This window comes from Pectobacterium versatile, from assembly GCF_020166435.1.
GTDB classification, from domain to species: Bacteria; Pseudomonadota; Gammaproteobacteria; order Enterobacterales; family Enterobacteriaceae; genus Pectobacterium; species Pectobacterium versatile.
Genome location: NZ_JAINZP010000012.1, coordinates 119,551 through 131,487 on the forward strand (window position 1 = coordinate 119,551; position 11,937 = coordinate 131,487).

At 55.2% G+C, this 11,937-nt stretch carries 15 protein-coding genes; 13 read left to right on the plus strand and 2 right to left on the minus strand.

The window, feature by feature from the left end; genetic code table 11:
* The first annotated feature begins 27 nt into the window (after positions 1 to 27).
* Together K7X24_RS14835 and K7X24_RS14840 are read left to right on the plus strand one after the other, a co-directional pair.
* Positions 28 to 669, plus strand: coding sequence for a response regulator transcription factor (locus K7X24_RS14835; protein WP_095699592.1), 642 nt, complete (start codon positions 28 to 30; stop codon positions 667 to 669).
* Between the two features lie 367 nt (positions 670 to 1,036).
* On the plus strand, positions 1,037 to 2,092 hold the full coding sequence (locus tag K7X24_RS14840; RefSeq protein WP_224555557.1) for a sigma 54-interacting transcriptional regulator: 1,056 nt from the start codon (positions 1,037 to 1,039) through the stop codon (positions 2,090 to 2,092).
* 77 nt (positions 2,093 to 2,169) lie between these two features.
* On the opposite strand, the gene K7X24_RS14845 is transcribed toward K7X24_RS14840, so the two are convergent.
* Entirely contained in the window at positions 2,170 to 3,750 is a 1,581-nt protein-coding gene (locus K7X24_RS14845) for an EAL domain-containing protein (protein ID WP_224555558.1), read from the minus strand.
* A 345-nt stretch (positions 3,751 to 4,095) separates the two neighbouring features.
* Here K7X24_RS14845 and K7X24_RS14850 point away from each other — a divergent pair, with 345 nt between their 5' ends.
* The 11 genes from K7X24_RS14850 (at position 4,096) to K7X24_RS14900 (ending at position 11,403) form a co-directional block, all read left to right on the plus strand.
* Positions 4,096 to 4,302, plus strand: coding sequence for an Hrp pili protein HrpA (locus K7X24_RS14850; protein ID WP_009112561.1), 207 nt, complete (start codon positions 4,096 to 4,098; stop codon positions 4,300 to 4,302).
* A 68-nt stretch (positions 4,303 to 4,370) separates the two neighbouring features.
* Positions 4,371 to 4,742, plus strand: a complete 372-nt coding sequence (locus tag K7X24_RS14855; RefSeq protein WP_095994672.1) for an EscI/YscI/HrpB family type III secretion system inner rod protein — start codon at positions 4,371 to 4,373, stop codon at positions 4,740 to 4,742.
* Positions 4,743 to 4,748: 6 nt separating this feature from the next.
* On the plus strand, positions 4,749 to 5,516 hold the full coding sequence (sctJ, locus tag K7X24_RS14860) for a type III secretion system inner membrane ring lipoprotein SctJ (protein WP_224555559.1): 768 nt from the start codon (positions 4,749 to 4,751) through the stop codon (positions 5,514 to 5,516).
* Complete coding sequence (locus K7X24_RS14865) at positions 5,513 to 6,145, plus strand: type III secretion protein (protein ID WP_211006795.1); 633 nt, start codon at positions 5,513 to 5,515, stop codon at positions 6,143 to 6,145. The genes sctJ and K7X24_RS14865 overlap by 4 nt, the downstream gene beginning before the upstream one ends.
* A gap of 33 nt (positions 6,146 to 6,178) precedes the next feature.
* Positions 6,179 to 6,778: a type III secretion system stator protein SctL gene (gene sctL / locus K7X24_RS14870; RefSeq protein WP_224555560.1), complete on the plus strand. Its 600-nt coding sequence runs from the start codon at positions 6,179 to 6,181 to the stop codon at positions 6,776 to 6,778.
* A gap of 143 nt (positions 6,779 to 6,921) precedes the next feature.
* Positions 6,922 to 7,146, plus strand: a complete 225-nt coding sequence (locus tag K7X24_RS14875; RefSeq protein WP_009112566.1) for a type III secretion protein HrpF — start codon at positions 6,922 to 6,924, stop codon at positions 7,144 to 7,146.
* Positions 7,133 to 7,567 carry a type III secretion system chaperone gene (locus K7X24_RS14880; protein WP_224555561.1) on the plus strand — a complete coding sequence of 145 codons (435 nt, stop codon included), beginning with the start codon at positions 7,133 to 7,135 and terminating at the stop codon, positions 7,565 to 7,567. Before K7X24_RS14875 ends, K7X24_RS14880 begins: the two co-directional genes overlap by 14 nt.
* Complete coding sequence (gene sctC / locus K7X24_RS14885; RefSeq protein ID WP_224555563.1) at positions 7,560 to 9,629, plus strand: type III secretion system outer membrane ring subunit SctC; 2,070 nt, start codon at positions 7,560 to 7,562, stop codon at positions 9,627 to 9,629. The genes K7X24_RS14880 and sctC overlap by 8 nt, the downstream gene beginning before the upstream one ends.
* 27 nt (positions 9,630 to 9,656) lie before the next feature.
* The gene (hrpT, locus tag K7X24_RS14890) at positions 9,657 to 9,848 is read left to right on the plus strand and encodes an HrpT family type III secretion system protein (protein WP_044207430.1); all 192 of its coding nucleotides are present in this window, start codon (positions 9,657 to 9,659) and stop codon (positions 9,846 to 9,848) included.
* The gene (locus K7X24_RS14895) at positions 9,841 to 10,188 is read left to right on the plus strand and encodes a type III secretion protein (RefSeq protein ID WP_211045883.1); all 348 of its coding nucleotides are present in this window, start codon (positions 9,841 to 9,843) and stop codon (positions 10,186 to 10,188) included. Before hrpT ends, K7X24_RS14895 begins: the two co-directional genes overlap by 8 nt.
* A 144-nt stretch (positions 10,189 to 10,332) precedes the next feature.
* Positions 10,333 to 11,403 carry a harpin HrpZ family protein gene (locus tag K7X24_RS14900; RefSeq protein ID WP_263499291.1) on the plus strand — a complete coding sequence of 357 codons (1,071 nt, stop codon included), beginning with the start codon at positions 10,333 to 10,335 and terminating at the stop codon, positions 11,401 to 11,403.
* Positions 11,404 to 11,751: 348 nt separating this feature from the next.
* On the opposite strand, the gene K7X24_RS14905 is transcribed toward K7X24_RS14900, so the two are convergent.
* A partial coding sequence (locus K7X24_RS14905) for a hypothetical protein (RefSeq protein WP_224555566.1) occupies positions 11,752 to 11,937 on the minus strand: 186 nt, incomplete at its 5' end.

Consider the following 11,937-nt stretch of genomic DNA (forward strand, 5'->3'; position numbering starts at 1 on the left):
AAGAATAACAAAAGGAAGAGATGAGCGATGTGCAAACCAATACGTTTAATGATCGCGGACGATCACGTCATCATGCGTGAAGGACTCAAGCAGATCTTTGCGCTGGATGACTCGTTGAGCGTTGTCGCCGAAGCGGGAAATGGCGCACAGGTGCTGGCACAACTGCGCAGCGTGACGCCCGATTTGCTGCTGCTGGATATGTCGATGCCCGGTATCAGCGGTGAAGCGCTGATTTCACGCGTGGTGGCGCAATATCCGCGCTTGCCGATTCTGGTGCTCAGCATGTATAGCGAGGCGCAAATTGCGCAGCATGCCCTGAAAAGCGGCGCCAGAGGCTACATTACCAAAGATAAAGACCCGGAAGCGCTGCTGGCAGCGATCCGGCGCGTCGCACAGGGCGCTCGCTATATCGACCACACGATTGCCGAGCAGCTGGTGTTTTCCAACTACGCGGAGGGCGGCAGAGCCGAGCACGATGTACTGACGGCCAGAGAGCACCAAATCATGATTATGTTTGCGCAGGGGATGGGCATCAACGCCATCGCCAATGAGTTGGCCATCAGCAACAAAACGGTCAGCACCCACAAGGCACGTCTGATGGAAAAAATGCAGTTCAGTACTAATGTGGAAATCGTTAAATACGTCGTTAGCAAGAAGCTCATTCCCTAATCGCGGGAATACGCTGTGCGAAAACAACAGATAAAAGGGATTCAACAGTCGGCGAATCCCTTTTGCTGAAGCTTACGCTTTCCTTACGACATCTTTTCGTTTCCCTGCTAATTGTTTAGGAAGGTAACGGACTGTTTTTGCTTATGTTGGCCTTTTTTTGTAGGCATTTCCCTACAAATTCCTCTGGAATTCCTACCTGATGTTCAGCGATGTCTGATGGTTTCATTATTCAATGGCGGTAATGCTTATCATCGTTCTACTGGAGAGGTATTGGCCTGCGTTATGCGGAGAAACGCGGCAAATGCATGGTAGGGCGCCACGTTATGGAAGGCAGTCAGTTAGCCCGTCTGGGCTTCAGGAGTAGTTAATGAGTTATTATTACCGTCAGGACAGACAGCACGATTCTTCATTAGAGCATTCGTTATCAGAGCCTTCACCATTAGAAAAAGCACCACCATCAGTAGACTATTTCCCGTCATTGTCGGGACATTCCACACACACGGCAGATGATATTCACTCATCGCTCTTGCCCATCATCAATGTTATTGCTCCCCTCAATGTCGATATCGTGCTGGAAGGTGAAACCGGTACGGGCAAAGACACATTGGCAAATCGTATCCATCAACTTTCTCGATGCAGCGGCCCGCTGGTGGCGGTGAACTGCGCCGCCGTGCCGGAAAATCTGGCCGAAAGTGAACTGTTTGGCGTGGTGTCGGGGGCTTATACCGGCGCAAACCGTTCCCGCGCCGGCTATCTGGAAAGTGCAGATAAGGGGATTCTGTTTCTGGATGAGATCGACAGTATGCCCATGACGCTGCAAGCCAAGATGCTGCGCGTGTTGGAAAGCCGTGGCGTAAAGCGGCTGGGAAGCACCCAGTTCACGCCCGTGGATATGCGCGTAATTGTGGCGACGCAAACGCCGTTGCTGCAACTGGTGGAAAAAGGGCTGTTTCGCCGCGATCTCTATTTCCGTCTGGATACGGTAAAGATTCAACTGCCGACGCTGCGTTCCCGCAGCGATCTTATTCTGCCGCTGTTTCAGCGTTTTAGTCAGGAAGCAGCGGTACGCCTGAAAATGACGCTGCCGCCGATGACGGCGGACATTGACGAACAGCTGCTGACCCACAGCTGGCCGGGCAATATCCGCGAGCTGAAAGCGGCGGCGGATCGCTGGGCGCTGGGGCTGTCGCCTTTGGCTGAAATTCAGCCGCTGCTGCACCCGCGTCCTTTGCAACTGAAAGACCGCTTAAAGCGGATTGAAAAATTTCTGATTCAGGATGCGCTGCGCCGCCACGACCACTGTATTGACGATGTGATCGTGGAACTGGGGATCCCCAAGCGGACGCTCTATCACCGCCTGAAAGTGCTGAACGTGACGGCGCGAGAAATGTGCGCAGGGGGCGGAGAAGCCTGTCAGGCATGAGGGCTGAAGATGGCAGGCCTGTTTTGGGGGAGAGGCCTGCCTTCAGGTTACACCGTTTCTATTTACATCGTTTCTGTCTACACCGTTTCTATCGGCGGACACAGATAGTGACGGATGTCCGGTAAATCGTGCAATGCCACCGCCTTACTGAAATACCATCCTTGAATAATCGCCGACGGGCACTGTTGCAGGATGTAGGCGGCTTGCTCGCGTGTTTCTACTCCCTCGAAGATCACCGAGACGTCCAGTTTTTTGATCAGGGTAAATAGCAGATCGGCCATCGCGGCATTAACCGAATCTGTGCCGATGGCACCGACAAAAATTTTGTCGATCTTGATCATATCGAACGGTAAGTTGCTTAGATAGTCGAGGTTAGAGTATCCCGTGCCGAAATCATCAAGCGCGACCTTATAGCCCGAATGTCGTAAGGCCTCAAGGCCGTCTGCCAGCGTCTTATGGGATGTGCTCGACCGTTCGGTGAGTTCCAGCATGACGCGCGTTTTATCGATGGCTAACTCGTCACACATCTGCTGTAGGAAGCGATGATAATCAGGCGAAACAATGTCGGAGACGGACAGGTTAATGCTGAGAAGAAACGGTGTCTCCTGCGTGAGGTAGGGCCGCATGTCGTGCAGCGCCTGACGGGTAATGATGCGGGTGAGTTCGTCTGAGTAGCCCATTTTTTCAGCAAGGCTGATGAAAAACTCTGGCGAGACATTGTTGCCGCGCTCGTTTTTCCAACGCGCCAGTGCCTCTACGCCAATAATCGCGCGCTGTGGCAGGCTGATCAGTGGCTGATAATGCACCTGAAACCGCTGGTGTTTAATCGCGCGTTTTAGCTGTGAGGGTAAAGCATGGTGCCGATCGTAGTAGAGCTGATAGGACAGGGTAAAACTGGCACCGAATAACGCACCGACAAAAAACAGCAAGGCGATGATATACCACGGACGATATAGGATTCCTGCGGAATCCAACTGAGCCAGTACACAGATATTCACATTCGACGCGCAGAAAAACGTCTGCCGTTTTCCCATGGCCAGCCATGAATTATCCTGATGGTGCGTCTTCTTGAATACAGGGAGATCGATGTTGCCAAACGTTTGATAGACGTGATCCAGATTATGCGTTGTCAACATGGCGCTGTAGTCGGCGGGCGGCTGAATAAAACGGCGGAATGCGGCGGCGGCGGTGATGGTGACCACACCGTTGAGGCTTGCCATATCTGCGGTAATTCGCGGGTCAATCACATCTTTCATTGCCGTCCACAGCTGTACGCCATCGGGGGTCGTCAGGTTCGGTGGTAGCAGATAAATCGGTGGGTTAAGGATTCCCCAGCCTGCTGAACAGATAAGATAGTTGTCTTTGATACGCCCAATATCCCGCAGATAAACAGAATAAAAAGAGATCAGGCGCAATTCTTTCAGATCGGCACTGGAGCACGGGGTGTTACCCAGCGTCAGCACTCGGTTAATCGTTTCCCGACCTTCATGAGCGACGTCGGTTCCCTGCTTGAGCACTTCCTGGCTGTAGTTCAGCAGTTGTGTTTGCTCCAGCCTGGCTAGAATCCCTTGCCCAATAAACAGAGCCAGCAATGCGCTGCCAAATGAAATCAAAACAAGTCTGAGCCACAATCCGGTGTTGGTAGTTAAGGTGAGCATAGCGACCATTTGGCAGCGTGACGGGAATAGTACGGCATGGGTTCAGGTATCGCATCCTTGCCAGTTGCACAGCATAAAAACGTTTCTGAAAATCAGAAACAACGTACGGCCTTTCGGTAAGGTAATAACGCTTTCTATTATTCTAAAAGAAAATCCATCATGACTAACGGTCGGAAACACAGATAAAACTAGGCTAGTTCTTCCTCTCGAATGAGATTACAGAAAGAATTTCCTTTTAGTTGGAACTCACTGACCCGCTCTCCCACTTAATGAATGAACAAGATGACTGTATGTACAGCATGACAGTTCACTACCGTAAACATTCATTATATTTGGAGATATATCATGGCTTTAGGACTTTCTCAGGTTGCATCTCAGGCGGCTTCTCAGACTCTGGATACCGCGATGGCCGGTTCTTTGACCCGTGCTGCGGGCGCTCAGGCGCAGAAAATTGCGCTGGATACGGAAAACTCCATTCTGGATGGTCAGATGGATTCCGCGTCCAAATCACTGAACTCCGGGCAGAAAGCGGCGAAAGCCATCCAGTTCTGATCGTGATGCAACGAGCCGGAGCCTTGCTCCGGCTTTATTTTTATCCCGTCCGCGATGGAATTCACACCATGAAAATCAACCACGCTACTACGCTGCCCCAGCCGGGGGATGCTCCGCTGGCGGACAACGGTACGTCTTTTTCCTCTTCTGCCACCAATCAGGATGTGTCCTGGTTTAGCGCGGCGCTGTCGTCGGCACCGATGACGGCAGAAAGCGGCAACAGCCAGTGGCTGGGCGCACTGGCGGAAAAATCTCAGGGATTGAACGGCGTTTTTAAATCCGCCGAACGCGATGTAAGCCAGTCGATGCGCTCCAATAATCCAAAGGACGTGCTGGATGCGACCCGAACGCTGTCGTCGTTCTATCTGGAAAGTCTGCTGAGCGCCAAACTGGTGGCGAAAAGTGTACAAAGTCTGGAAAAACTCACCAACTTACAGTAGCGGCCTATGAAAATCGATAAGCGAGTGTTTCTTCTGCTGATCGGGCTAGTGGCTGGCTGTGGCGAGCCGATTGAGCTGAATCGCGGGCTGTCGGAGAACGATGCCAACGAAGCGATTTCGATGCTTGGCCGCTATCAGATCGGCGCGGAGAAACGGGTGGACAAAACCGGCGTCACGCTGGTGACCGATGCGAAAAACATGGAACGTGCCGTCAATATTCTTAATGCGGCGGGTTTACCGAAGCAATCGCGTACCAATCTGGGCGAGGTCTTTCAGAAAAGCGGTGTGATCTCGACGCCGCTTGAAGAGCGCGCCCGCTATATCTACGCCTTGTCGCAGGAAGTGGAGGCGACGCTGGCGCAGATCGACGGCGTGCTGGTGGCGCGGGTGCATGTGGTGCTGCCCGAACGTATTGCCCCCGGCGAGCCGGTTCAGCCAGCCTCGGCGGCGGTGTTTATCAAATATCGTGCTGAACTGGAGCCTGATGGGATGGAGCAACGAATCCGTCGTATGGTCGCCAGCAGCATCCCCGGCCTGTCTGGCAAGGATGATAAAGAACTGGCGATCGTCTTTGTTCCGGCGGAACCGTATCAGGACACGATCCCCGTCGTCACGCTGGGGCCGTTTACGCTCACGCCGGATGAGATGCGGCGCTGGCAGTGGAGTGCGGGGCTGTTCGGTTTGCTACTGGCCGGCCTATTAGGCTGGCGCGTTGGCATGCCTTACCTGCGGCAGTGGCAGCAGAAAAAAGCGGGGGCGGCGTCGTCACCATGACCACACAAGCGCAAAAGCTGGGGCGCGAATCGGGTGACATCACACCGCTTGCCTGGCTGATCTGGTGGGCAGAAGACTGCCTGTTACAGGCCGATCCCAGTTGGTGGAACGGGAAGGTGAGGTTGCCTGATTCGCCGCCGCGTCGCGACTGGCTGCATGTGAACGCCGTGCAGCTTCATCGCCATTTTTCTCTGCCGCCAGTGCTGCCGCCGGATCCGCTTGCCTCACTGATACAAATGGGCGCGCTGGATACAGCGCAGCGGGAAACGGTACTGCGGCTGATGTCACGGGTGTGTCAGCCCGTACGTCATCTGGAACGATCGGACGCGGAGGGCATATGGTGCGAGCGGCTGGCAAAGGCGCTGCGGCCGGGCTTATGGCTACCGTCATCAATCACCTTTTCTGTTTCATCATCGTCGGCGCCCTCCGCTGTGGGCTATCAGGATGCGTTGGCGCTGCTGCGCATTCGCTATGGTGAAACGTGCTGGCCGCGTCTGCGGCTGCTTTTTCCTCGCGATTGGCCCGGTGACGGGGAACATCATTGTGATACCCCGACGGTATCATTGCCCGCCGCACGGCTGAATGCGCTGTGCGATGCCCTGATCTGGAAGGCATCGACACCGACCTAGAATCGATTTCACCTTGCACAGTAAGGATGACTAATGCTGACAACGAAGACGTTTGTGACATTACCCGGCGCGAGTCGGGATGAAACGGTGATTATTCCGGCGGAGCGCATCGCAGCGCATCGGCGCAGTCGGACACTCTGGGAAGAAGCCAATGCGCAGGCCGAGACGATTGTGGCGCAAGCGCACGACCGTGCCCGAACGCTCTGTGAGCAGGCGGTAGAACACGCAGAAGCGGGATTCTGGCAGCAGGCAAATGCGTTACTACAGGGCGTTCAGCAAGAGCGGATGGATCTGGAAAAAATCATGATTACGCAAGCCGGACAGCTGCTGCGCGATGCGTTGGCGCATTTGCTGGATAAAACGCCTGCGCCGTCGCGTCATCACGCTTTATTGCGGCAGTTGCTGAAGCAACAGCAGGGAGAGAGCCGGGGAACGCTGTACTGCCATCCCGCCCAGCTTGCCGACGTGCAGCACTGGCTGGATGCACATGCGCATCTGGAGTGGCGTCTCGCCAGCGATGAGGCGCTGGATAGCGATGCCATGAAGCTGATTACGGCGCATGGCGTGATGTCGCTGAGCTGGCGACAGGCGACGGCGCAACTGATTCCTCCTGAATATCCCGCCGCGATGTGAAATCACTGCCCGCCACTGGGAACTGCCCGCTTAGGTTAACCACTCACTATTGAGTCAATGACATGACGTTTAGGTAACGGCCAAAACGTCAGGTCAACGGCCCAAACCGTTTGTGAGGAAAAAACCTTATAGGAGAGCCTGCAATGTCCCTTAACCCCATTCAGCGTCGCCTTGACGCGCACCTGGTCGATTCGCAGCAGCAACTGGATGATATTGCACTGAATGTTGCCGAAGGCGGAGCCAGTCAGGCGGACAGTTACGCCTTTTTTGAAGCCAGTATGGATTATTCCAATGCCAGTTGGGCAGTCGGGCAACTGTTGAGCGTTAAACACGGCTTGGCAAAGGCCATCATCAATGACTTCAACTGAGTTGGCCGCGATGCTGGAGCGTTGGCTAAACGGCGGGACGCCGACGCTACAGTTGGACATTGACGGTGGCGCGGTGGCGATGGTGCGGCAGTCTTCGGGCGTGGCGTGCAGCGCGGCCATTCCGCTGCGCGCCACGCCCGATGAGCCGATGCTGGCGCGCGCATTACAGCTGGCTGACGCCGCCCACGCTCAGTTTCAGGATGACACCGCCATACTGTCGCTTTCCCCACAGGATGAAAAGTTCTGGCTCTGGATGCGGCCCGATGCCGATGACGTCATGCAACTGTGCCGCAGCCTGGAAACCTTACTTAATCAACGGGATGTCTGGCTGAGCCTGCTCACACCGCGTGCGAAAGCACCCGTTTCCGCGCCACTGAATCTGAACACGCTCGCTTTTTTGCAAGGAGAACGACATGCGTAAGGGATTGATACGTCATCGATCGTATAGCACGTTGCTGGCGGTCTATCGCTGGTTTTGCTGGGCGGTGGTGCTGATGGGGATTATCCCCGTGAACGGGATCATTTCGCTGGCGCACGCCGCCACGCCACCCGACTGGAATAAGGGCGCGTATGCCTATTCTGCCGAGCAAACGCCACTGTCTGCGATTTTGACGGATTTTGCCAACAGCCACGGTGTGGATTTGGTACTGGGTAATATTGCGGATAATGAGGTTACGGCGAAAATTCGGGCAGATAACCCCGCGCTGTTTCTCGACAGACTGGCGCTGGAACACCGTTTTCAGTGGTTCGTGTATAACAATGCGCTCTATGTCAGCCCGCAGGATGAACAGGCGTCGGTGCGGCTGGAAATTTCCCCGGATGCCGCGCCTGATATCAAACAGGCGCTCAGCGGTATCGGGCTGCTCGATGCGCGCTTCGGCTGGGGGGAATTGCCAGAAGAGGGCGTGGTGCTGGTCACTGGTCCGCAGGCATATATCGATCTGATCCGTAATTTCAGCCAGCAGCGGGAAAAGCAGGACGAACGGCGCAAGGTGATGATTTTTCCGTTGCGCTATGCCTCGGTATCTGACCGGACGTTGCAATATCGCGATCAAAAAGTCACGATTCCCGGCGTCGCGACCATTCTCAATGAGTTGATGGATGGTCAGCGTGCCGCACCAGCGGGCGCATCCGGCCCGATGCCCGTGCAGCCGGATAACGGCATGGAAGCGATGCGGGACAGTACGCGTTCGCTGATGACCCGGCTGGCAACGCGTAACAACCCAGGTCGCAACGGTGAGGCATCAGGCCGTGTGACGCTGAGCGGCAAGATTTCCGCCGATGTGCGTAATAACGCGCTGTTGATTCGGGATGATGAAAAACGCCGGGCGGAGTATCAGCAGCTCGTCGAGCATATCGACGTACCGCAAAATCTGGTCAACATTGATGCCATTATTCTGGATGTGGACCGGATCGCCATGTCGCGGCTGGAAGCGAACTGGCAGGCACAGCTCGGCAATGTGAGCGCGGGTAGCACGATGATGATGGGGCGGAGTACCCTGTTTGTCAGCGATTTCAAACGCTTCTTCGCCGACATTCAGGCGCTGGAGGGGGAAGGAACGGCTTCCATTGTTGCGAATCCTTCCGTGCTGACGCTGGAAAATCAGCCCGCGATTGTCGATTTCAGCCGGACGGCATTTATCACGGCCACGGGCGAGCGTGTCGCGGACATTCAGCCCGTGACGGCGGGGACTAGCCTGCAAGTGACGCCGCGTGTGATCGGCGAAGGCGCGCAGCGCAGCATCCAACTGGTTATTGACATCGAAGACGGTCAGGTGGAGACGGGGCGTGAAGGTGAGGCCTCCGGTGTGAAACGCGGTACCGTCAGCACGCAGGCGCTGATTGGTGAGAACCGTGCGCTGGTGTTGGGCGGTTTTCACGTTGAAGAAAGCGGTGACCGCGATCGTCGCATTCCGATCCTCGGAGATATCCCGCTGCTGGGACAACTGTTTACCTCGACGCGTCATGAAGTCTCGCGCCGTGAGCGCCTGTTTATTCTGACGCCGCATCTGGTCGGCGATCAAACCGATCCCACGCGCTATGTTTCCTCCGCCAATCGCCAGCAGTTGAACGGTGCGATGAACCGCGTCGCGCAACGCAACGGTAAAACGGATCTCTACAGCCTGATTGAAGGCGCGTTTCGCGATCTTGCCAGCCGCCAGCTTCCCGCCGGGTTTCAGGCCGACAGCAAAGGTGCGCGATTGGGAGAGGTGTGCCGCTCGCAGTCGGGCCTGATCTACGACAGTTCGCGCTATCAGTGGTACGGCAACGGTCAGGTGCGTCTGAGCGTTGGCGTCGTGCGTAACGGCGGCACACAGCCGCAGCGTTTTGATGAAGCCGCCTGTGCCAGTAGCCGCACGTTAGCGGTGGCCGTGTGGCCGAAAACCACACTGGCACCGGGAGAATCCAGCGAGGTTTTCCTGGCTTTGCAGCCCGCGCTGACGCCCCAGCCAGCCCGACGTAACCTGCTGATATCTCGGTAGCGATCTCAATTAAAACAGGAAGTTATCATGAATCATAAAGCACTGTCCGTCGCGCTGATAGTACTCCTGCTGAGCGCTTGCAATGCCCCGCGGCAGGTCGCCAACTGCGCCTCGGTGACCTGTCGCCCGCAACCTGAAACGCGGCAATTAATCATCTGGTGGCAGCCCGATTTGCGTAGTGGCCCGGCGGATTACAGCAGGGTCAGCGTGGATGAGTGAGCCTGCGGTGGAATTCGACAATCAGCATGACTTTCTCACGGCGCTGGAAACGGCGCCGGCCGCTTGTTGGACGGTACAACCGGGCGTCACGCTGTGGTTTACGGCAGTGCCAGCGCGGCAGGCGACACTCACCTTAACGCTGGCTCCCGCTCGACATTACCCCGGTATGCTGCGGCAAATTTTACAACGCCGCTTTCTGGAGGCTGACGTGCTGTTTGCCATTAGCCTGAGCCTGGATGAACAGCAACATCTGCGGTTACATCGGGCATTATCCACATTGACTGATTCAGTTGCGGCAATCGACGAACTGTGGCGTTTGGCCGATCTGCCGCCGCGCTGAACCGTGAAAAAGTCATACGTTTTCGTGCATAAGATGGGAACTGAGTACGCAAGGAAATCACTTAATGGGGGAGTGTCACAGTCACGCGGGCTGACCGCACATCATTGGCGCTTTCATAACCCATTTATTCATTGAGGAAACATTATGCTTAATTCTCTTGGTGGCGGAGCTTCTCTGCAAATTACGATCAAAGCGGGCGGTAACGGCAGTTTATTTCCCTCTCAGTCTTCACAAAATGGCGGATCGCCATCGCAGTCGGCGTTTGGTGGCCAGCGTAGCAACATCGCAGAACAGCTGTCCGATATCATGACGACCATGATGTTCATGGGCAGCATGATGGGCGGCGGCATGAGCGGTGGCCTTGGCGGTTTGGGTAGCAGTCTGGGCGGACTCGGTGGTGGTCTACTGGGCGGTGGTCTGGGGGGCGGTCTCGGCAGCAGCCTTGGCAGCGGGTTGGGAAGTGCGCTCGGCGGTGGATTGGGCGGCGCGCTGGGTGCCGGTATGAATGCCATGAATCCATCGGCCATGATGGGCAGCCTGCTGTTTAGCGCGCTGGAAGATCTGCTGGGCGGCGGCATGTCACAGCAGCAAGGTGGGCTTTTCGGCAACAAACAGCCGTCGTCGCCGGAAATTTCTGCCTATACCCAAGGCGTTAACGATGCGCTGTCCGCAATCCTGGGCAACGGCCTGAGCCAGACGAAAGGGCAAACGTCACCGTTGCAACTGGGTAATAACGGCCTGCAAGGCTTGAGCGGCGCGGGTGCGTTTAACCAACTGGGTAGCACGCTGGGGATGAGCGTTGGGCAAAAAGCCGGTTTGCAGGAGTTGAACAACATCAGTACGCACAACGACAGCCCGACGCGTTACTTCGTGGATAAAGAAGATCGGGCGATGGCGAAAGAAATTGGTCAGTTTATGGATCAATATCCTGAAGTCTTCGGCAAGGCCGAATACCAGAAAGACAACTGGCAGACGGCGAAACAGGAGGATAAATCCTGGGCTAAAGCGCTGAGCAAGCCGGATGACGACGGCATGACCAAGGGCAGCATGGATAAATTCATGAAGGCGGTTGGCATGATCAAGAGCGCGGTGGCGGGTGATACCGGCAACACTAACCTGCACGCTCGCGGCAACGGCGGCGCGTCTCTGGGCATTGATGCGTCGATGATCGGCGACCGTATCGTTAATATGGGGTTGCAAAAGCTCTCCAGCTAAACGGAAGGTTGAGGAGAGCAGGGCGGAAGTCTTGCTCTCTTGTTATTAATTGCATAAAAACTATTTCACTATTAATCAATTGATTGGCCTGTTTTCAGCCCTTTCTTCGCACTATTGAGTTTTCACTTCGCTTGCTATCCTTTATGCGCCATTTTTATCAACAGGACTCGCATTAAGGATGTCACAGGGAACGTTCTCATTATTCTGCCTATCGCTTAATACCCGCGACTTTCTTGCCTCCTACTGTGTGATGAACACACCGAATCTCTACTCGCCCTGAATTTTCTACATTTTTCTCTAGCGTGGTGTTTTTTAGCCAATAGGGCGTCTTTATAACGTCTTGTCTTATCAATGTGATGCTTTATCAACATGAACTGTGGTGTGAGCAGACTCAGACCACAGTTTAAGCATTTTGCTTTTCATCAGGGGAGCGGCGGAACGCATCGGCGCATGCGGTAGCCGTGGCAGCAGAGCAAGAATAACAATAAGGAGAAAGCAGGTGGCAAACAGTACAGGATTACAGTTCACCGTAAG